This is a genomic window from Falsiroseomonas stagni DSM 19981 (genome assembly GCF_900114315.1).
Classification (GTDB): domain Bacteria; phylum Pseudomonadota; class Alphaproteobacteria; order Acetobacterales; family Acetobacteraceae; genus Falsiroseomonas; species Falsiroseomonas stagni.
The window spans coordinates 168479-188921 of record NZ_FOSQ01000006.1; the positions used below are offsets into that span (position 1 = coordinate 168479).

The 20443-nt window shown below is 70.5% G+C and carries 18 protein-coding genes; 8 read left to right on the plus strand and 10 right to left on the minus strand.

Annotated features, from left to right (window positions below):
* Nucleotides 1-54 precede the first annotated feature (54 nt).
* Nucleotides 55-258 (plus strand): 30S ribosomal protein S21, encoded by a 204-nt coding sequence (gene rpsU / locus BM041_RS16660; protein WP_007006360.1) that lies wholly within the window; start codon nucleotides 55-57, stop codon nucleotides 256-258.
* Nucleotides 259-751: 493 nt separating this feature from the next.
* On the opposite strand, the gene BM041_RS16665 is transcribed toward rpsU, so the two are convergent.
* The gene (locus tag BM041_RS16665; RefSeq protein WP_139226091.1) at nucleotides 752-1906 is read right to left on the minus strand and encodes an ABC transporter substrate-binding protein; all 1155 of its coding nucleotides are present in this window, start codon (nucleotides 1904-1906) and stop codon (nucleotides 752-754) included.
* Between the two features lie 109 nt (nucleotides 1907-2015).
* Between BM041_RS16665 and BM041_RS16670 the strand changes: the two genes are divergently transcribed.
* The 4 genes from BM041_RS16670 (at nucleotide 2016) to BM041_RS16685 (ending at nucleotide 5275) form a co-directional block, all read left to right on the plus strand.
* On the plus strand, nucleotides 2016-2906 hold the full coding sequence (locus BM041_RS16670; RefSeq protein WP_175533982.1) for a LysR family transcriptional regulator: 891 nt from the start codon (nucleotides 2016-2018) through the stop codon (nucleotides 2904-2906).
* Nucleotides 2907-2970: 64 nt separating this feature from the next.
* Nucleotides 2971-4257: an aspartate aminotransferase family protein gene (locus tag BM041_RS16675; RefSeq protein ID WP_092961009.1), complete on the plus strand. Its 1287-nt coding sequence runs from the start codon at nucleotides 2971-2973 to the stop codon at nucleotides 4255-4257.
* Between the two features lie 76 nt (nucleotides 4258-4333).
* A complete protein-coding gene (locus BM041_RS16680) occupies nucleotides 4334-4750 on the plus strand; it encodes a BLUF domain-containing protein (protein WP_175533983.1) in 417 nt (138 codons plus the stop codon).
* A gap of 93 nt (nucleotides 4751-4843) precedes the next feature.
* A complete protein-coding gene (locus BM041_RS16685) occupies nucleotides 4844-5275 on the plus strand; it encodes a BLUF domain-containing protein (protein WP_175533984.1) in 432 nt (143 codons plus the stop codon).
* Between the two features lie 60 nt (nucleotides 5276-5335).
* On the opposite strand, the gene BM041_RS16690 is transcribed toward BM041_RS16685, so the two are convergent.
* From BM041_RS16690 to BM041_RS16700, 3 genes are read right to left on the minus strand one after another with little or no spacing between them, the layout of a single operon-like run.
* Nucleotides 5336-6745 (minus strand): NAD(P)(+) transhydrogenase (Re/Si-specific) subunit beta, encoded by a 1410-nt coding sequence (locus tag BM041_RS16690; protein ID WP_092961012.1) that lies wholly within the window; start codon nucleotides 6743-6745, stop codon nucleotides 5336-5338.
* A 4-nt stretch (nucleotides 6746-6749) separates the two neighbouring features.
* Complete coding sequence (locus BM041_RS16695; RefSeq protein ID WP_092961013.1) at nucleotides 6750-7145, minus strand: NAD(P) transhydrogenase subunit alpha; 396 nt, start codon at nucleotides 7143-7145, stop codon at nucleotides 6750-6752.
* A gap of 11 nt (nucleotides 7146-7156) precedes the next feature.
* Nucleotides 7157-8305: a Re/Si-specific NAD(P)(+) transhydrogenase subunit alpha gene (locus BM041_RS16700; protein ID WP_175533985.1), complete on the minus strand. Its 1149-nt coding sequence runs from the start codon at nucleotides 8303-8305 to the stop codon at nucleotides 7157-7159.
* Nucleotides 8306-8438: 133 nt separating this feature from the next.
* Between BM041_RS16700 and BM041_RS16705 the strand changes: the two genes are divergently transcribed.
* The gene (locus BM041_RS16705; protein ID WP_175533986.1) at nucleotides 8439-9209 is read left to right on the plus strand and encodes a DUF3891 family protein; all 771 of its coding nucleotides are present in this window, start codon (nucleotides 8439-8441) and stop codon (nucleotides 9207-9209) included.
* 4 nt (nucleotides 9210-9213) lie between these two features.
* Here the strand turns inward: BM041_RS16705 and BM041_RS31875 are convergent, their stop codons facing one another.
* The 3 genes from BM041_RS31875 to BM041_RS16720 form a co-directional block, all read right to left on the minus strand.
* The gene (locus tag BM041_RS31875) at nucleotides 9214-10905 is read right to left on the minus strand and encodes a methyl-accepting chemotaxis protein (protein WP_092961015.1); all 1692 of its coding nucleotides are present in this window, start codon (nucleotides 10903-10905) and stop codon (nucleotides 9214-9216) included.
* 117 nt (nucleotides 10906-11022) lie between these two features.
* Nucleotides 11023-12387 carry an ABC1 kinase family protein gene (locus BM041_RS16715; protein ID WP_092961194.1) on the minus strand — a complete coding sequence of 455 codons (1365 nt, stop codon included), beginning with the start codon at nucleotides 12385-12387 and terminating at the stop codon, nucleotides 11023-11025.
* 5 nt (nucleotides 12388-12392) lie between these two features.
* On the minus strand, nucleotides 12393-14177 hold the full coding sequence (locus tag BM041_RS16720; RefSeq protein ID WP_245762145.1) for a M3 family oligoendopeptidase: 1785 nt from the start codon (nucleotides 14175-14177) through the stop codon (nucleotides 12393-12395).
* A gap of 248 nt (nucleotides 14178-14425) precedes the next feature.
* Between BM041_RS16720 and BM041_RS16725 the strand changes: the two genes are divergently transcribed.
* Together BM041_RS16725 and BM041_RS16730 are read left to right on the plus strand one after the other, a co-directional pair.
* A complete protein-coding gene (locus BM041_RS16725; RefSeq protein WP_092961017.1) occupies nucleotides 14426-16492 on the plus strand; it encodes a methyl-accepting chemotaxis protein in 2067 nt (688 codons plus the stop codon).
* A gap of 118 nt (nucleotides 16493-16610) precedes the next feature.
* Complete coding sequence (locus BM041_RS16730) at nucleotides 16611-18329, plus strand: AMP-dependent synthetase/ligase (RefSeq protein WP_245762132.1); 1719 nt, start codon at nucleotides 16611-16613, stop codon at nucleotides 18327-18329.
* 74 nt (nucleotides 18330-18403) lie between these two features.
* On the opposite strand, the gene BM041_RS16735 is transcribed toward BM041_RS16730, so the two are convergent.
* The 3 genes from BM041_RS16735 to BM041_RS16745 form a co-directional block, all read right to left on the minus strand.
* Nucleotides 18404-19126 carry an SDR family oxidoreductase gene (locus tag BM041_RS16735; protein ID WP_245762133.1) on the minus strand — a complete coding sequence of 241 codons (723 nt, stop codon included), beginning with the start codon at nucleotides 19124-19126 and terminating at the stop codon, nucleotides 18404-18406.
* A gap of 2 nt (nucleotides 19127-19128) precedes the next feature.
* Nucleotides 19129-19761: a flavin reductase family protein gene (locus BM041_RS16740; RefSeq protein WP_092961019.1), complete on the minus strand. Its 633-nt coding sequence runs from the start codon at nucleotides 19759-19761 to the stop codon at nucleotides 19129-19131.
* A 120-nt stretch (nucleotides 19762-19881) separates the two neighbouring features.
* Nucleotides 19882-20406: a hypothetical protein gene (locus BM041_RS16745; protein WP_092961020.1), complete on the minus strand. Its 525-nt coding sequence runs from the start codon at nucleotides 20404-20406 to the stop codon at nucleotides 19882-19884.
* Nucleotides 20407-20443 lie beyond the last annotated feature (37 nt).

The following is a 20443-nucleotide window of genomic DNA, read 5'->3' on the forward strand; positions in this document are numbered from 1 at the left end:
GCGTATCCGCGTTTCTTGCCATCAACCCCCAGTGAACCAAGGAGGTTCCACCGCGTGCAGGTCGTCGTCCGCGACAATAACATCGACCAGGCCCTGAAGGCGCTGAAGAAGAAGCTCCAGCGTGAGGGCGTGTTCCGTGAAATGAAGCTCCGCCGCCATTACGAGAAGCCGTCCGAGCGCCGCGCCCGCGAGGCCGCGGAAGCCGTGCGCCGCGCCCGCAAGGTGGAGCGGAAGCGCCTGGAGCGGGAAGGCTTCTGAGCCTTTTCTCCGGCTGACCCGAATCCCGGCGCAGGCGCCGGGTTCCGGGTGGGTCGGGCATCCAGGAGCGCGAGGCAGACCCCTCGCGGTGACCCGTCCTCCCCGGCGGGTGGATCACAGGATCGTCGATCCCGGCCGTCACGGCCCCGATCAGCAACTGCGCTGAACAACCGCGGTGCGATGGCTCTTGCCCTCGCATGTCGCGGTTTTTTGGCGTTCGGGGCCCAGGGCCTGTGGACAGTTAGCCTGCGGGCGCGTTCGGCGGCGCTTTTCCACGCCTGCGGCGTCAGGCGGCTTGCCGATACCAAAGGGTATCGGCGGCGCCGCCGCGGCAGTGCCGCGGCCCTGGCAGGCACGAAAAATCCCTCGCCGCCCGCATCCCGGGGCTAACTGTCCACAGGCCCTAAGGATTCCGGGCGGGGGAACGCGAAAAGCCCGCCGTGACTCCAGGGGAGCCGGGCGGGCCGGAGGAGGGGGCGCGGCGCCCCTGGGATCAGGCGGTGGCGGCGGGGTAGAGGCCGGTCACGCCGGTCGGATTCGGGCCCTGCGGCACGCCGATGATGTGCTCGAACTGGGTCTTCAGCCGCTCCACCCGCGCCCGGTCCCGCATGAAGATGCGGAAGGCATGGGGTGCGGTGTTGTAGTCGCCGATCGGGCCGAAGCCCGGCGCCGCCGTCACGTCACGCCGCACGGTCCACTGCCCGGTGCGGGCCACCGTCACGTCCCGCGATGCCAACCAGCTCAGGAACAGCCGGGCGGCTTCCTTGTTGCGCGCCTCGGCGAAGATGGCGGCGGTCTGTGGCCAGGACAGGAAGGCCTCCCGCCGCGGCAGCTGGAAGCGCAGCGGATTGCCCGCCACCGGGTTCAGCGTGCCGGAAGCGGTGAAGGTCGCCACCTTCTCCCCCCGCTGCACGACGAGTCGCGCCGGCACGGTGCCGCGCACCCACTGGACATCCTGCGCCATCAGCCGGTCCAGATAGTCCCAGCCATGCAGGCCCACGATGCGGTCGAACTGGAACAGCACCGCGTCGTCATCATGGGGATAGGTCAGCACCAGCCGCCCCTTGAGGCCGGGGTCCAGGTAGTCCAGCGCATCGCGCGGCGCGCGGTCCGCCGGCAGCAGGGTGGTGTTGCAGTTGTTGCTGAAGGCGATGAAGCCGATGGCGTGGAAGGCGCCTTCCGGGTCCTTCGCATCCGGCACCAGCATGTCCCAGTCCAGCGGCTTGTAGGGCAGCAGCTTGCCCTCCGCCTTCCAGCGATCGAAATCGTGCAGGGTCTGGAGGATGGCGATGTCGGCCTCCAGCCGCCCGCGGGCGAGCTGATTGTCGATGCGGGCATCGTGATACTTGCTGAGGTCGGCGACGATGCGGATCTGCATGCCGGGGAAGCGCGCGCGGAACATCGCCTCCAGCCCCGCATAGGCGTTCGGGATGTCACCCCCGGCATAGACGACCAGGCGCCCGCCCTCCGCCATCGCGGCGCGATGCAGTTCATCGAGGCTGCGGCTCTCGACCGCCGGCGCGGGGCGGGCGGGGGTGGCATCGGCCTGGGCGGCGCGCGTCGCCAGCAGGGCGGGGGCGGTCGCCAGCAGGGCGGGGGCGGCGGCCAGCAGGGCGGCGATGCCGCGGCGGGTGGGGTCGGCGGTCATGGAACATGCTCCGGGGTTATCGGTGCGCGCTGTATCGGCGCTGCCATCCCTGCGGGACAATCTGTCGCTTCGTTTACAGATTAGCGCGCTAGTCGATACAATCCCACGGATGGAACACCTGGCCGGCACCACTGCCTTCATCCGCACCGTCGAACTCGGCAGCCAGGCGGCGGCGGCGGCGGCGCTGGGACTGTCCCGGATGGCTGTCGGCCGGCAGATCCAGGGGCTGGAACAGCGGCTTGGCGTCCGGCTGCTGCAACGGACCACCCGGCGGCAGGTGCTGACGGAAGCCGGCACCGCCTTCTTCGAACAGGCCCGCCAGGCGATGCAATTGCTGCAGCAGGCCGCGGAGGAGGCGAGCGAGTTCCAATCCAGCCTGCGCGGCACGCTGCGCATCAGCGCGCCGCTATCCTTCAGCCTGCGCAGCTTCTGCCCGGTGCTGGCGCGCTTCAGCGAAGCCTACCCGGCCTTGCAGGTGGATTTGATGCTGAGCGACCGGCAGGTGGACCTGGTGGAGGATGGCTTCGACCTGGCGCTGCGCATCGGGCAGCTCACGGATGGCAGCCTGGCATCCCGGCGCCTGGCGCGCTTCGCGGTGCTGGCCTGCGCGGCGCCGGCCTATCTGGCGCGGCATGCGGCGCCGCGCCTGCCGGAGGACCTGCTGGCGCATAACTGCCTGCGCTATTCGCGATCCGCCCAGATGAAGGGCTGGCAACTGCCGCGGCCGGACGGGACCACGGCGGTGGTGCCGGTGCGGGGCAATTTCGACTGCAACAATGGCGATGCGCTGCTCGGCGCCGCCATCGCCGGACAGGGCATCATCCTGCAACCCGCCTTCATCGTGGAGGATGCGCTGCGCGACGGGCGGCTGGTGCGCCTGCTGGCGGACCATCCGACCCGGTTCATCGAGTTGCACGCCGTCTTCCCCGCGACGCGGATGATGCCGGTGAAGCTGCGCCGGCTGCTGGATTTCCTGGTGGAGGCGTATCGGGCGGCGTAACGCGTGGGCTTGCCGCCCTGCCCGCCGCGCCCTCTACTTCCAAGGACCCGGCGGAGGCTGAGCGATGGATGCGATGGACCGAGAGGAGGCGCTGCGGTCACGGGCGCGCCGCGTGCTGCCCGGCGGGACCTTCGGCAATTTCCCCGGCGATGTGATCCTCAGCCATGGCCAGGGCGGCCGGGTGTGGGACGTGGCGGGGCGGGAATACGTCGATTTCCTGCTGGGCTCCGGTCCGATGTTCATCGGCCATGGCCATCCGGAGGTACTGGAGGCGGTGCGGGAGCAGCTCTCCCGCGGCACGACCTTCTTCGCGAACAACGAGGCGGGGATCGCCCTGGCCGAGGCGATCGTCGAGGCCGTGCCCTGCGCGGAGCAGCTGCGCTACGTCTCCTCAGGCTCCGAGGCGGACCTCTATGCCATGCGCCTGGCCCGCGCCTTCCGCGGCCGCGACCGGATCGTGAAGTTCGAGGGCGGCTACCACGGCATGAGCGACTACGGGCTGATGTCCCTGGCGCCGAAGCAGCTGGCGAATTTCCCGCAGGCGGTGCCGGACAGCGCCGGCATCCCCCGCGCCGTGCGGGATGAGGTACTGGTCAGCCCCTTCAACGACCTCGATGCCGTGACGCGGCTGGTGGAGGCGCGGCATGAGGAGATCGCGGGGATCATCGTGGAACCGCTGCAGCGGCTGATCCCGCCGGCGCCGGGTTTTCTCGAAGGGCTGCGGGCGCTGTGCACGCGCTTCGGGATCGTGCTGATCTTCGACGAGGTCGTGACGGGCTTCCGCTTCGCCTATGGCGGCGCGCAGGCTTACTACGGCGTGACCCCCGATCTCTGCACGCTGGGCAAGGTGATCGGCGGCGGCTTCCCGCTGGCGGCGGTGGTGGGCAGGGCCGACATCATGGCGCTGTTCGACCGCGCGGCGGTGGGCGAGGACCGCTTCCTGATGCAGGTGGGCACCCTGTCCGGCAATCCCGTGGCCGCCGTGGCGGGGCTGAAGACGCTGGAGGTGCTGCGCCGGCCCGGGACCTATGAGGCCGTCTTCGCCACCGGGCGGCGGCTGATGGCGGGGCTGGAGGCGGAGGTGGCCCGTGCCGGCATCCCGGCCCAGGTGGTGGGTGAGCCGCCGCTCTTCGACCTGGTCTTCACGGAGGGCACGGTGGGCGACTATCGCGCCACCTTGCGGGCGGACCGGGCGATGGCCGCCCATGTGAACCAGGTGATGCGCGCCGGCGGCATCCTCAAGGGCGACAGCAAATACTACATCAGCACGGCGCATGAGGGCCGCGACATCGACCAGGCGCTGGATGCCTTCCGCGGCGCCATGCGCAGCCTGCCGGGGCGCGCCGCCTGACGGGCGCCTCGGGCAATCCGCCATTCACAAACCGGGACGACACCAGCGCCGGGCGAATGGGGCCGGGACTGGAAGCATGGATTCGGGCGATCGGCGGCTGCACAGGGTGATCTATACGAGCCGCCTGCACGGGGAGGCCCTGGCCGCCGAGGAGGCGACCGTGGCGAGCATCATGGACTCCGCCCGCCGCAACAACCCGCGCCGCGGCGTGACGGGTGTGCTGGTGCATGGCAAGGGCTGCTTCGCCCAGGTGCTGGAAGGAAGGCCCCTGGTGGTGCGCGGCCTGCTGACCGTGATCCAGCGCGACCCCCGTCACACCGCCATGCGCATCGTGAAGGTCGATGTGGTGGAGGACCGCATCTTCCCGGCCTGGAGCATGGCGTTGCTGCGGGACCTCGATGAAGTGCCGGCGGAATTCGCGGACGGCAATGCCTCCCTGCTCATGCTCATGCGGATGCGGACGCTGCTGCATACGGGGGAGCTGGGGGCGTGAGTCCGGCGGTAACGCCTCGGAAGGGACGTCCCAGATAAGATACTCGCATCACCTCATGCGAGAATTCCCATGCAAGGCCGATCCGCTCCGCTGATGCGAATCATCTACACCAGCCGCCGTGCCGCCGGGACGATGCATCTGGAGGAGGAGGCGCTGGTGGAGCAGATCCTGGGTGTCTCCCGCACGAAGAACGCGATCTGGCGACTGTCGGGGCTTCTGGTATCCGGCAATGGGCGCTTCGCGCAGACGCTGGAGGGCCCACCCGACATGGTGACGGACATGTTCGACCTGATCCGGCAGGATGAACGGCATCACGATGTGCGGCTGCTGCACCAGGCGCCGAGCCCGGCACGCTGCTTCGCCACCTGGACGATGGCCTATCTGTCGGACCTCGACCTGATCCCGCCGGAGATGGGCAAGGGCCATGACGCGATGGCGCTGGTGCAGACGCTGCGCGGCGTGGTGCGGGGTGGGCCCGCCGCCTTCGCGGGGACGCCCTTCGGGGCGATGGCCCAGGCGGCGTGACACGAAAAAGGGGGACGCCTTCGCGCCCCCCTTCCCCACCCCGGTGCCTGGCGGCCCGGATTACTTCTGCAGGCTCTGCACGATCTGCTGCGTCACCTTCTTGGCGTCGCCGAACAGCATCATGGTGTTGGGGCGGAAGAACAGCTCGTTCTCCACTCCGGCGTAGCCGCTGGCCATGCCGCGCTTGACGAAGAACACGGTCTTCGCACGCTCCACGTCCAGGATCGGCATGCCGTAGATGGCGGAGGACTTGTCGGTCTTGGCGGCGGGGTTCGTCACGTCATTCGCGCCGATGACGTAGGCGACGTCGGCATCCGCGAATTCCGCGTTGATCTCCTCCAGCTCATGCACCTCGTCATAGGGGACGTTGGCTTCGGCCAGCAGCACGTTCATGTGGCCGGGCATGCGGCCCGCGACGGGGTGGATGGCGTAGGAGATTTCCGCGCCTTCCTTCTTCAGCAGGTCGGCCATTTCGCGGACGACCTGCTGCGCCTGGGCCACCGCCATGCCGTAGCCCGGCACGATGATGATCTTCTGCGCGTTCTTCATGATGTAGGCCGCGTCTTCCGGCGAACCGGCCTTCACGGGCGCACGGTCCGCCGTGCCCGCACCGGGGCCCGCCGCCGCGCCGCTGTCGCCACCGAAGCCGCCCAGCAGCACGTTGATGATGCTGCGGTTCATGCCCTTGCACATGATGTAGGACAGGATTGCGCCGGAGGCACCGACCAGCGCGCCGGTCACGATCAGCAGCAGATTGCCGATGGTGAAGCCGATGCCCGCCGCCGCCCAGCCGGAATAGCTGTTTAGCATGGAGACGACGACCGGCATGTCTGCGCCGCCGATCGGGATGATCAGCAGGAAGCCCAGCGCGAAGGACAGCAGCGCGATCAGCCAGAACAGCACCGGGCTGCCGGTGATGACGAAGGCGATGACCAGCACCAGCAGCAGCGCGCCCAGCGCCGCGTTGAGCATGTGCTGGCCCTTGAAGATGATGGGCGAGCCGGACATGCGGCCATCGAGCTTCGCGAAGGCGATCACGGAGCCGGAGAAGGTGATGGCGCCGATGGCGAGGCCGAGCGACATCTCAACCAGGGACGCGCCCTTGATGTTGCCGACCGTGCCGATGCCGAAGCTTTCCGGCGAATAGAAGGCCGCCGCCGCCACGAAGACCGCCGCCATGCCGACCAGGCTGTGGAAGGCCGCGACGAGCTGGGGCAGCGACGTCATCTGGATGCGCTGCGCCAGCACCGTGCCGATGGTGCCGCCGATGGCCAGGCCCGCGAGCACGATGACGATGCCGCCCGCGCCCATGCCGGGCTTCAGCAGGGTCGCGACGATGGCGATCGCCATGCCGACCATGCCGAACAGGTTGCCCTGGCGGCTGGTTTCCGGGTTGGACAGGCCGCGAAGGGCCAGGATGAAGAGGACCGACGCGACCAGGTAGGCGAGCGTCGAGAGCGTCTGTGCCATCGGCTCAGCTCCCCTTCTTCTTGAACATGGCGAGCATTCGGCGCGTGACCATGAAGCCGCCGAAGATGTTCACCGAAGCCAGCGTCACGGCGAGGAAGCCGAAGATCTTGGCGGCGATGCTGTCGGACAGGCCCGTGGCGAGCACCGCGCCCACGACGATGACGGAGGAGATGGCGTTGGTGACGCCCATCAGCGGCGAATGCAGCGCCGGCGTCACGTTCCACACCACATGGTAGCCGACGAAGCAGGCGAGGAGGAAGATCGTCAGCAGCAGCAGGAAGGGCTCGGCGGCGGCGGCCACGGGGGCCGCGGCCTCCGCCAGGCGGCGCGCCTGCTCGGCCAGGGTCAGCGCTTCATTCGCGCGGGCCGCGGCCTGGTTGGCGATATCAATCGGGTTCATGGAGACGCTCCTCAGGCCGAGGCCAGCGAGGGGTGGACCACGGCGCCGCCGCGGGTGAGCGTGACGCCCTTCACGATGTCATCATCCGCCGGCATCGCGGGCTTCTTCGCTTCCTTGTCCCAGAAGGTGGTCAGGAAGGTCAGGAGGTTGCGCGCATAGAGGGCGGAGGCCGCGGCGGGGATGCGGCCGGGCCAGTTGGTGAAGCCCAGCACCTTCACGCCGTTCGCGGTCAGCGTCTCCTGCCCCGGCTGGGTGACGGCGACGTTGCCGCCCGCATCCGCCGCGATGTCGACGATGACGCTGCCCGGCTTCATGGAGGCGACCATCGCTTCCGTCACCAGAATCGGCGCCTTGCGGCCCTGGACCAGCGCCGTGCAGATGACGATGTCCTGCTTGGCGATGTGGGCGGCGACGACCTTGGCCTGCTCGGCGTAGAAATTGGCGGAAAGCTGCTTGGCGTAGCCGCCCGCGGTCTGGGCCGCCTTGCTCTCCTCATCCTCATAGCCGACGAAGCTGGCGCCGAGGGACTTGATCTCCTCCTTCGCCGCCGGGCGGACATCGGTGGCGGAGACGCGGCCGCCGAGGCGCCGCGCGGTCGCGATGGCCTGGAGGCCCGCGACGCCGGCGCCCATGACGAAGACATTGGCGGCGCTGATCGTGCCGGCCGCCGTCATCAGCATCGGGAAGGCCTTGTCGAAGGCGCCCGCGGCCTCGACCACCGCGCGGTAGCCGGCGAGGTTGGCCTGGCTGGACAGCACGTCCATGGACTGGGCGCGGGTGATGCGGGGCGCCAGTTCCATGGCGCAGGCATCGATGCCGGCGGCGGCGTAGGCATCGGCCATCGCCTTGTCCGCCTGCAGCGTCCCGATCAGCACGGCGCCGCGCGGGATCAGGGCGAGTTCATCGACCTCCCCTTCTCCGGCGCCGAGCGGCGCGCGGACCTTCAGCACCAGGCCCGCACCGGCGAGCGCGGCGGCGGCATCGGCCGCGACCTCCGCGCCCGCTTCGGCGTACTGGGCGTCAGGGATGCCGGAGGAGAGGCCGGCGCCGGCCTCCACCGAGACCGTGCATCCCATGGCGATGATCTTCTTCACCGTCTCCGGCGTGGCGGCCACTCGTGTCTCCGCCGCGCGCCGTTCGCGCAAAACCGCAACGCGCATCAATCCGACCCCCGTGCTCAGCCAAAGCGGCGGGCCATATGAACGGCGGATCACCGTATGGCAAGCGCGCCGGGCTTGGCGGGCTGCCGGATTCCGCGCCATTCTGCAAACCTTTGCGAAAAAGGGGGCGTGGATGCTGTTCCGGGAAGCGGCGGATGGCAGCTGGCTGGCGGTGAGCCAGCCCATGCATGCCCTTGTTTCCGGCCAGATGCTGCGCGCCTGGGGGGCACCCGGCTTCGCCCTGCCGGCGCCCTTCGAGGATGTGGCGACGGCCGCCGCCCATCACGATGTCGGCTGGATGGGGTGGGAGGCGGCGCCGACCCTCGACCCCGCCACGGGCCGGCCGCATGTGTTCCGCGCGGTGGGCGCCCGATTCCATGCGCCGATGTGGGCGGAAGGCGTCGCCCGCGCGACGGCGGGCTGGGGGCCCTGGGTCGGGCTGCTGGTCAGCCGCCATGGCAGCCTGATCTATTCCCACTATGACGACCGTCACCAGGACCATCCGGAGGATGGCCCGGCGGCGCGCCTTTACCGGGAAAGCCAGGCCGCGGTGCAGGCGGAACTGATGGCCCGGATCGGCGCGACGGAGGCGGAGGTGGCCACCGCCTCCGCCCTCGTCGCCGTCACGGATGCGCTGAGCCTGGCGGTCTGCGGCGGGATCGCCACCATGGGCGGCGTGGGCCGGGCGCCGATGCCGGATGGCAGCCTGGTGCCGCTGGCTCTGGAGGAAGGCGATGGCGTGCTGGCCATCGCCCCCTGGCCGTTCCGGGTGAAGGAGGTGCGGATTTCCTGGCGCGGCCGACGCTTCGGCCGCGGCCAGGTCTGGATGACGGAAACGGCCATGCGCGCCAGCCTGGCCGCCGCGCCGGTGGAGGAAGTGACGGCGCGGCTGGTACCCGGCTGAGGGGTCAGGCCGCCCGCAGCGCGCCCAGCGCCTGGCCGATGCCGCCGCGCAGGTCCTGGCCCTGGCGGGCCACCTCCGTGCTGATGACCTGGAGGTCCCGCACGGCGCCGGAGGTGGCTTCCACCCCCTGGCGCAGATGCACCACGGCTTCGGAGACCCGGGTGGTGCCGCCGGCGCCGACGGTGGCGCTGCGGGCGATCTCCTGCGTTGCGGCGCCCTGTTCGGTCACGGCGGCGGCGATGGACTGGGCGATCGAATCGACCTCCCCCACCACCGTGCCGATGCCGCGGATGGCTTCCACCGCGCCGGCGGCGGCGCCGCGGATGGCCTCGATCTGGGCGGCGATCTCGTCGGTCGCCTTGGCGGTCTGGCCGGCCAAGGTCTTCACCTCCTCCGCCACCACGGCGAAGCCCTTGCCGGCTTCCCCGGCCCGCGCCGCCTCGATCGTCGCGTTCAGGGCCAGCAGGTTGGTCTGGCCGGCGATGCCGGAGATCAGGCGCACCACGTCGCCGATCTTCGCCGCGCTTTCCGTCAGGCCACCGACGGCGACATCGGCACGGCGCATCTCCTCCACCGCGCGACGGGCGACGGCGGCGGCATCGTCCACGCGGCGCGTGATCTCGTTCACCGACATGGAGAGTTCCTCGGCCGCGGCGGCCACGGTCTGGACGTTGCCGCTTGCCTCCTGCGCGCCGGCGGCGACTTCCTGCACCTGGGTGGAGGCGCTTTCCGCCGTGCCGCGCAGGACGGTGGTGGCGCCGGCCAGGTCGGTGGCGGAGCGGCCCAGCGCCTCGACGATGCCGCCGACCGCATGCTCGATCGAATCAGCGGCGCGGCGGGTGGTGGCGATGCGGTCGCGTTCCGCCTGTTCGCGCATCACCGCGGCCTCGGCCTCCAGCCGCCTGCCATCCAGCAGCTTGGCGTGCAGCACCGTGGCGGCGGCGGCGATGCGGCCGACCTCATCCACCCCGGCGGCGGGCAGCACCACCTGATCCAGCCTGCCCTGCGCCATGGTGTCGATGGCGGCGGTCAGGCGACGGAGCGGCTGCGCCACGGTGGCGCGGACGCGCCAGAGGATCAGCGCCAGCACCAGCACCACGCTGATGGCGGTGACGGCCAGCAGCAGCACGGCGGTGCGATGGCCGGCGGCGATGGCGGCGGCCGTTTCCCGTTCCAGTACGGCGGTCAGGGCTTCGTTCAACTGGTCCAGGCCGCGGTTGAAGGCTTCGCGCGCGCTGCGGTTCTGCTCGTTGTTGCCGAAGCGGTCGGCGGCCTCCCGCCCCTGTTCCACGCCGATGCGGGCGAGTTCCGTGCGGGCCTGGATGAAGGCGCGGACGGCGGGTTCGACGCCGGCGGCCATGGGCTGCAACTCGGCCGGCAGCACGCGACGCAGCGCCTGCCATTCGGTCTCCGTATCGCGCAGATGGGCGCGCAGGCCGTTGGCGAAGCGTTCCGCCTGGGCACGATCGGCGGCGAGGTAGAGGCCGCGGCTTTCCATGACGACCGCATAAATGGCTCCACGCATCCGTTCGATCATCGGCCGCGCGCTGGCCTGGGCGCGCAGGACCTCGGCGCTTTCGGCCTGCCGCCGGTCGGCCTCGAAGGCCACGAAGGCGCCACCCAGGGCCAGCAGGCCGAGGAGGGAGGCAAGGATGGCGAAGCGGGCGCCGATGGTCCTGAAGGCGGCAAGCGACATGGAACACTCCTGGGTCCGGACCAGGGTGGTAGAAAAATGTTGGCCAAGGCTTAACCGCCCTGCGCCGCGCCCCAAGGCGTATGCAATAGGCGGGATTTGCCAGTCCCGCCTTGCGCGTCAGCCCTTCGGCACGCCCGCCGCGGCCACCGCCGCCGCCTGCCGTTCCGCGACGGCCTGCTCGGAGAAATCCTCGACCAGTTCCATGAACAGGCGGTGCCAGTTGGCCTGCGCCTTGAGCCGGAAGAAGACGGAGCCGAGGCCGATGGCCGCGCGGTCCATCAGCGGGAATTCGCGGGGGATCTTCACGCCGCCGGTGCGCTTCAGCCCCTCATGCACGGTCTGCGCGACCTTGCGGCCATAGCTCGGGTCGTCGGACGGGGTGATGGAGCGGACGCGATCCTCCACCAGCGGTTCGTAGAGGAAGCGCGCCCAGAGGTTCAGCACCTCCATCGTCTCCTTCGACAGGTTCTGGAAGCCCCAGATGCCGTAGGCATGGGCCGCCTTCTCGATATCGTGGTCGCGCACGGCCTCGTACAGCATCACCACGCCGGTGACGAAGCTGGCCGGGAAGATGCGGATGACGCCGAAATCGAACAGGTTCACGCCATGGCCGACTTCCGCATCGGGCCGCACCGCGTAGTTGCCGAGGTGCGGGTCCCCGTGGATGACGCCGTAGCGGTAGAAGGGCACGTACCATGCCTTGAACAGCGCGCGGGCATAGGCGTTGCGCTCCTCCTCCGGCGGGTCTTCCTCCAGCCGTCGCAGGATGGGGCGGCCCTGCAGCCAGGTCATGGTCAGCAGGCGCTTGGTGGTGAGGTCCGCGATCGCCTCCGGCACCGCGACGCCGGGCGTGCCGGCGAGCATGGCGCCGTAGAGGCGCATATGCGAGGCCTCCCGCTCGTAATCCAGTTCCTCCCGCAGGCGGGCGGCGAGTTCGTTGTAGGCTTCCTCATTGTCCAGCGTGTTGTCCATGCGCCGGTAGAGGCTCATCGCCATCTTGAGCTGGCGGAGATCGGCTTCCACGACGGAGGGCATGTCGGGGTATTGCAGCTTGCAGGCGACGTCGCGCCCATCGGGCAGCGTCGCGCGATGCACCTGGCCGAGGCTGGCGGCGGCGGCGGCTTCCTGGCCGAAGCTCTTGAAGCGGGACTGCCAGGCGGGGCCCAGCTCCCCCTGCATCCGCCGGCGCACGAAGGCCCAGCCCATGGGCGGCGCGTTGGATTGCAGCGTCGCCAGTTCCTGGGCGTATTCCTCCGGCAGGGCTTCCGGCACCGTCGAGAGGAACTGCGCCACCTTCATCAATGGACCCTTCAGCCCGCCCAGGATCTGCTTCAGATCCTCCGCATGCGCGGCCTTGTCGGTCTTGATGCCGAGGAAGCGTTCCCCGGCCACACGGGCGGCGATGCCGCCCACGGCGCCGGAGGTGCGGACCATGCGCCGCATTTCCCCGAACAGGGTCGAACCCTTCTGGTCCTCGGCCATCGCGATCACCCCGCCTGTTCGAGTTCGTCGATGAAACCGCTGATGACGTCGAGCCCCTTGCGCCAGAAGGCGGGGTCCGAGGCATCGAGGCCGAAGGGCGCGAGGAGTTCCTTGTGCCGCTTCGTGCCGCCAGCCTTCAGCATCTCCAGGTACTTCTCCTGGAACCGGGGATGGCCTTCGCGGAACACGCCGTAGAGCGCGTTCACCAGGCAATCCCCGAAGGCATAGGCGTAGACGTAGAAGGGCGTGTGCACGAAGTGCGGGATATAGGCCCAGTAGACGCTGTAGTCCGGCGTGAAGTCGAAGGCGGGGCCGAGGCTTTCGGTCTGCACCTGCATCCAGATCTCGCCGATCCGCTCATGCGCGACCTCGCCCTTGCGGCGTTCCTCGTGCAGCAGCGTCTCGAACCGGTAGAAGGCGATCTGGCGGACCACCGTGTTCAGCATGTCCTCCACCTTGCCGGCCAGCAGGGCGCGGCGCTTGCGCGGGTCGCGCTCCGCGTCCAGCACGGCGCGGAAGGTCAGCATCTCCCCGAACACGCTCGCCGTCTCCGCCAGCGTCAGCGGCGTGGACGACATCAGGTAGCCCTGCTGCGCGGCCAGCACCTGGTGGACGCCATGGCCGAGTTCATGGGCCAGCGTCATCACGTCCCGCGCCTTGCCGTGGTAGTTCAGCAGCAGGTAGGGGTGCGCGCTCGGCACCGTCGGGTGTGCGAAGGCGCCGGATGCCTTGCCGGGGCGGAGTGCGGCGTCGATCCAGGGCTTCTCGAAGAAGGGGGCGGCGATGCGCTCCAGCTCCGGGCTGAAGGCGCCATAGGCGGCGCGTACGCGGGCGACGGCCTCCGGCCACGAGATGGTGGTGTCCGCATCATCCGGCAGGGGCGCGTTGCGGTCCCAGTGCATCAGCTTCGGCAGGCCGAGCCACTTGGCCTTCATCCCGTAGTAGCGGTGGGACAGGCGGGGGAAGCTTTCCCGCACGGCGGCGACGAGGGCGTCCACCACCTCATCCTCCACCATGTTGGCGCGGTTGCGCGATGAGGTGGCGCGGGGATAGCGGCGCCAGCCATCGATGATCTCCTTGTCCTTGGCGAGGACATTGGTGATCAGGCTGAACAGGCGGACACGGTCCCCGAAGGCGGCGGAGACGCCCTTGGCGGCGGCGGCGCGCACCGCACGGTCATTGTCGGAGAGCTTGTTGAGGGCGGCGGAGACGGTCTGCTCCTCACCGCCCACATCGACGCGCATGGAGGCGACGGTTTCGTCGAACAGGCGGTTCCAGGCGGAGCGGCCCGTCACCTCCTTCTCATGCAGCAGCTTCTCCAGATCGTCGGAGAGCTGGTGGGCGCGGAAGACGCGAAGGTCGCGCAGCCAGGGGCGCCAGCGCGCCAGCGCGGCGGAGGAGAGCATCTTCTGCTCCAGGCTGGCATCCTCCAGCCGGTTCAGTTCGAGGGTGAGGAACAGCAGGTGGCTGCTGATCGTCGTCACCCGTTCCTGGATGGTCTGGTAGAAGCGGCCATTCTCCGCCGACTGGGCATCGCCGGAGAAGACGAGCTGGGCGAAGGACATGGCCCGGCCGAGGATCTCCTCGATCCCCTCATAGGTCGCGATGGCGGAGGCGAGGGCATCGCCCGACAGGCTGGCCAGGCGGCCGGCATGGGCAGCCTCGAAGGCGCGGGATTCGGCTTCCGCGCGGTCGAGGTCGGCGGTGAGGCGCGGATCATCCGGCGCGGCGTAGAGGTCGGACAGGTCCCAGGCCGGCAGGGCCTGCGTGGCGGCCGGCGGGGATGCCATGGAGGCGGCGGAATCGGGGGCGTCGGTGCGGGTCTGGGTCACGTCCTGCATATAGCCCGCCATGGCGCGAGGCCAACGGGTGCGGGCGCGATCCTTTCAGGCCCGCGGCGCAAAAGCAGGGCCGGCCCAAGGCGGGACAGGCCCAAGGCGGGCCAAACACCGACGAACCGCCCATCGCCGAAGCCGCCATCAACGAAGCGGCAAACTGTTTCGGCGATGGTCGTTTCGAATCCGTGGAAGATCAGCCCATGCGCATCCGGCTTCTGTTCATCATCGGCTTCTGCCTCGTCGCCATTCCGGGCCTGCTGGCCAGCCTCTGGGTGGCCGGGGAGGCGGTGCAGGACCAACGGCGGGTCGGCAGCGCCATGGCCCAGTTGCAGGCGGTGGCGGATTCGCAGCGCGCGGTCAGCGCCATCGCGGTGGAAGTGGGCGCCTTCGGCACGGTGCTGCGCCAGGCGGCCCCGGACCGGGCACAGCTGAACGGCGATGCGGAGGCGACGCGCCGGCTGATGCAGGCCGCCGCCGGCAGCGCGACGGCGGCGGGGCTGGATGGCGCGGCCATCGGCCGGCTGGCGGCGGAGATCGACGCCGTGCGCGGCAGCGTGCACCAGGCCCTGGACCAGCCGCTGGACCGGCGGGATGCGGGGCTGGCCGCCGCGGCGGTGGCGGCGCGGAACCGGGCCGTGGACGGCCTGCTGACGATCGCGACGCGGGGCGCGAAGGGCGTCGCGCAGGCGGAGCCGGAACTTGCGCTGCTGGTGGAGGTATCCTCCGCCGTCATGGACCTGCGGGACGTGGTCGGGCGCCGCAATGCACAGATCCTGGCCTGGCTGAGCGGCACGCCGGTGCAGATGGACGCCCTGCTGGGCGCCCAGGCCGCGACGGGCCGGGCGGAGCAGGCCTGGCTGGCGGCGCAGCGGCTGATCGAATCCGTGCCGGCCAATGCGGCGCTGTCCGAAGCGCTGGCCCGGCAGCGGCAGAGCTATGCCGGGCGGGATGAGGGCGAATGGCGGCGCTACATCGGCATCGCGCAGCGCCGCATGGCGGCGCCGGAGACGGAGTTCGGCATCACGGTGCAGACCTATCGCGACTGGTCGCGCGAGGCGCAGGCCTCCATCCTGGAACTCCGCGACGCCGCGCTGGCGGCGGCGCTGCGGGGCGGGGAGGCCGCTGGCGCAGCGGCGGCGCGGGCGCTGTGGCTGGCGCTCGGGCTGGCAGCGCTGTGCTTCGCCCTGGCGCTGGGCGGCGCGCTGCTGCTGCTGCGCCGCCTGGTGGGCCCGATCCGGGACCTGACCGTGACGGTCGGCCGGATCGCCGGCGGCGACCTGGCGGTGGCGGTGCCCGGCCAGGGGCGGACCGACGAACTGGGCGAGATGGCGGTGGCGGTGGAGACGCTGCGAGCCGGCAGCGCCGAACGGGTGGCGGAGGCCGAGGCGCGCGCGGCCGAGCAGGCGCAGCGCCTGGCACGGGCGGAACGCGTCGACGCGCTGCTGCGGCAGTTCGAGGAGAAGGCCGGCACCATGCTGGAAGGCGTCGCCGCCGCATCGACCGAGTTGAACGCGACGGCGGAAGGCATGGCCGGCATCGCCGCCGATGGCAGCCGCCACGCCGCCGCCGTGGCCTCCGCCGCCGACCAGGCGAATGGCGGGGTGCAGACGGTGGCCGCGGCGGCGGAGGAACTGGCGGCCTCCTTCGGTGAGGTGACGCGCCAGATCCGCCATGGCTCCGACCAGGCGCAGGCGGCGACCGGTGCGGCGGAACAGGCCGGCCATACCGTGCGCGGGCTGGCGGAGGCGGCGGAGCGGATCGGCGACGTGGTCCGCCTGATCAGCGACATCGCGGGGCAGACCAACCTCCTCGCCCTGAATGCCACGATCGAGGCCGCGCGGGCAGGAGAGGCCGGCAAGGGCTTCGCCGTGGTGGCGGGCGAAGTGAAGGCGCTGGCCGCCCAGACCGCCAAGGCGACGGAGGAGATCGGCAGCCAGATCGCCGCCATGCAGGCGGAGACGGGGCGCACAGTCTCCGCCATCGCCGAGATCTCCCGCATCATCGCGGTGGTGGGAGAGGCGACGAGCCAGGTGGCGACCACGGCCTCCGAACAGGCGGAAGCGACGCGGGAGATCACCAGGGCCGTGGCGGAAGCGGCGCGGGGCACGGCCGATGTCTCCGGCCACGCCACCGGGGTGAACGCGGATGCGGACCGCACCGGCCAGGCGGCGGCGGAGGTGCGGACGGCCTCCGCCGACCTGTCGCGCCAGGCGGAGAAGCTGCGGGCGGAGGTCGGGCGCTTCATGGTGGAATTGCGCGCGGCCTGACGCTTCGTTACGGCGGCGATCCCCCGCCCCCTTTTGCCAGGGCGGGATCGTCGCCATCTGCCGCGCCGCGGGGGCGCGTGGCATGGTGCCCCGGATAACGGGGGAGCGTCTTCAGGGCATGAGCAGCGCCAAGGCCGATGGCTGGACCAGCCTGCCGCAGATGATGCTGGACCTGTCGCGCGGCTGGCATGGGCGGCCGATGCTGCGGGCCTGGCAGGACAAGGGGTGGCGGCAGGTGACATGGGGGGAATTCGCCGCCCGCACCGCCGCCCTCGCCGCCTTCCTGCGGGCGGAAGGCGTGGCGCCGGGCGACCGCGTGCTGCTGGTCAGCGAAAACCGTCCCGAATTTCCCATCGCCGACACCGCCATCATGGCGATCGGCGGCGTGACCGTGCCGACCTACACGACCAACACCGTGGCCGACCACGCGCATATCCTGCGTGACAGCGGCGCGACGGCGGCCATCGTCTCCACCCGCAAGCTGGCGGCGGCGGTGGCGGCGGCCTCCGCCATCGCCGGGCGGCAGCTGGACCTGCTGCTGTGCATGGAGGGCGAGGCCGCGGGCGCCGCGCTGGTGAGCCATGCCTGGGCGCGGGCGGAGGCGACGCCTTCCGACCCCACATCGCTGCTGGCGGAGGCGGAGTTGATCCCGCCAGGGCGGCTGGCCTGCATCGTCTATACCAGCGGCACGGGCGGCCTGCCCAAGGGCGTGATGCTGCCCCACCGCGCCATGCTGTCCAACCGCGAAGGCGTGGCCAGCCTGGCGCGCAAGCTGCACCTGGATGGCACCCCCTACCTTTCGTTCCTGCCGCTGTCGCACAGCTACGAACACACGGTGGGTGGCTTCCTGCTGCCGTCACTGGGCGTGGAGGTGGTGTATTCCCGCGGCGCGGACCGGCTGGCGGCGGAGTTCCAGGAGATCCGCCCCAGCATCATCACCGCCGTGCCCCGGCTGTTCGAGGTGCTGCGCGGCCGGATCGAGGCGGGGGTGGAGAAGGAGGGCGGCTACAAGGCCGCGCTGTTCCGCCGCGCCTTGGCACTCGGCCTGCGCAAGCTGGATGGGCCGCCGCTGGGGTTGCTGGAACGCGTGCAGGATGTCGTGCTGGACCGGCTTGTGCGGGCCAAGGTGCGGGACCTCTTCGGGGGCAAATTGCAGGCCATGGTGTCGGGCGGCGCTCGGCTGGACCCCGACCTCTCCGGCTTCTTCCTCGCCATGGGGCTGCCGGTGATCCAGGGCTACGGCCAGACCGAGGCCGGGCCGGTCATCAGCGTGAACCCGCCCTGGGCCATCCGGCGCGAAACGGTGGGCCCGCCGCTGCCGGGGGTGGAGGCGCGAATCGCCGATGACGGCGAACTCTGCGTCCGCGGCGATCTGGTGATGGATGGCTACTGGAACGACCCGGAGGCCACCGCCCGCGCGCTGCGCGATGGCTGGCTGCACACCGGCGATGTGGGGGAGATCGGCACCGGCGGCTACATCCGCATCACCGACCGCAAGCGCGACTTCATCAAGACGCTGGGTGGCGACATGGTGAGCCCCGCCAAGCTGGAATCCCTGCTGATGGCGGAACCCGAGATCGCCCAGGCCGTGGTGGCGGGCGAAGGCCGGCCCGGCATCGTCGCGCTGCTGGTGCCGGCGGAGGGGATGGAGGAGAAGGCCAAGGCGGCGGTGGAGCGGGTGAACCGCAAGCTGTCCAGCATCGAGCGCATCCGCCACACGGCGGTGGTCCCGCCCTTCTCGGTCGAAAACGGGATGCTGACGCCGACGATGAAGGTGAAGCGCCGCGTGGTGCTGGAACAGCACGCGGCGGTGACGGAGGGGCTGTTCAGGCGGTGAGGCTCGCGCCTCACACGTGCCCCCTCTCAGACGTGCCCCCTCTCAGACGTGCCCCCTCTCAGACGTGCCCCCTCTCAGACGTGCCGGGTCAGCCCGCCATCGACGCGCAGCGACTGGCCGGTGACGTAGGAGGCGTCCTCGGACAGGAGGTAGGCGACGGCGGCCGCGATTTCCGGCGCATGGGCGTAGCGGCCCAGCGGGATGCGGGCGCGGCGCGCTTCCTTCTCCGGCAGGCTGTCCACGAAGCCCGGCAGCACGGCATTCACGCGGATGCCCTGCGGCGCCAGCGTATCGGCGGCAAGCTTGGTCCAGGCGCCGAGCGCGGCGCGCAGCGTGGTGGCGGGGAAATCGCCCTCCGGCTCCAGCGCCGCGTAGGAGGAGAGGTTGACCACGGCGCCCGACTTCCGCGCCTGGAAGGTCGGCAGCACGCAGCGCAGCGCGCGGATCGCACTCAGCATCACCATGTCGAAGCCGGCGTGCCACTGGGCGTCCGTCAAATCGAACAGGGGCGCCTTGGGCGGGTGGCCGGCATTGTTCACCAGCGCATCGATGCGGCCCCACTTCGCGAGCGTTGCCGCCACCAGGCGCTCGATATCCGCGGCCTCGGTCACCGATCCTGTGACGCCGAGCGCGTCGGGCAGGGTCGCCGCCAGTTTCTCGGCATTGCCGGAGGGGGACATGACGGCGACGCGCCAGCCATCCTTCGACAGGCGCTGCGCGACCGCGGCGCCGATGCCGCGCCCCGCCGCCGTGATGATGGCGACCTTGTCCATCGAGATCGCGACCTTGCCGTCCATGCTCAGTGGTCCCCGCCGCCGGGGCGATAGGCGCCGTTGTCGGTCGGGCGGAGGGCGGCAAACATCTCGGTGACTTGCGAATAATCGCGGTAGCCGCAGCGGGCGACAACCTCCGCCTTCACCGTGTCGAACAACCCGTCGGTGAGGAAATCCTCGTTGATGTGCACGCCGACGACCTGGCCGACGATCAGCCAGCCGCCGGTGCTGGTGCCGTCCACCGTGTGCAGTTCCATCGAATGCACGACCTTGCATTCCAGCGCGGCGGGGGACACCGCGACTCGCGGCGCGGCCACCTTGTGGCAGGCGGCCTTGGCGAGGCCCGCGGCCTCGAACTCATCGACACCCTGGCCGAGCGCGGCCGAGGTCGCGTTCATCGCGTCGAAGAGCGGGCGGGAGACGAGGTTGAAGACGAATTCGCCGGTGGCGATGGCATTCGCCGCGGTGTGCTTCAGCCCATCACTGCCGAACATGCAGAGCGGCGTGCGCGTCTGCACCATGTTGAAGAAGCTGTAGGGCGCCAGGTTCGGGCGCCCTTCGGCATCGAGCGTGGAGATCCAGCCGATCGGCCGTGGCGCGATGATGGCCTTGATGGGGTCATGCGGCAGGCCGTGGCCGCGGCTGGGCTCATAGAACATTGTCGTCGTCACATCCCCAGCATGGCTCGATGCAGGCCTGGCTGCCTGTCGCGGATAGATACGCTTCGCCGGAACGGGAAAACAACCCCAGCCCGGCGGGGCACCGCGCCACGCGCGCGGTCAGTGCATCGTCCTGCCCGCGGGGAAGGCGATGATCCGCCCGCTGGGGCGTAGGACGAGGCCCGCTTCCGCCATGGCGGCGGCGAAGCGCCAGGCGGCGTGCAGCGCCGCCGGGACCGCGTCCTCCGGCAGCCAGTCCCGCAGCACGGCAAGACCGGCGGGGCGATCGGCCGCCTGCAGCGCGGCGACCAGGCGCAGCATCGCTTCCTCATCCTCCCCCACCCCGCAGCAATTGCAGCACCGCATGTCGATCAGCCGGATGGCCTGCGAACCGATGATGGACATCAGCGCATCGAAGGCCATGACGCCCGGCGCGCCGACACCCGCCATGCCGAACAATTCGCGGCAATCCGGATGATCCTCCCCCGGGCGGATCAGGGGGGCGACCCAGCTTCGCAGGGTGGCGACGACGAAGAGCGCCGCCGCGTCGAGGTCGAGCGCCGCACGCGCCGGGCGCGCGCCCGCCGGGGGCAGCGGATCGGACATCGGGTCCAGCAGGAAGGGCGAGAGCGGCGGTTTCGGCATCAGGGTTCTCCAACGGGGTGGAAGCGTATTGCGAATG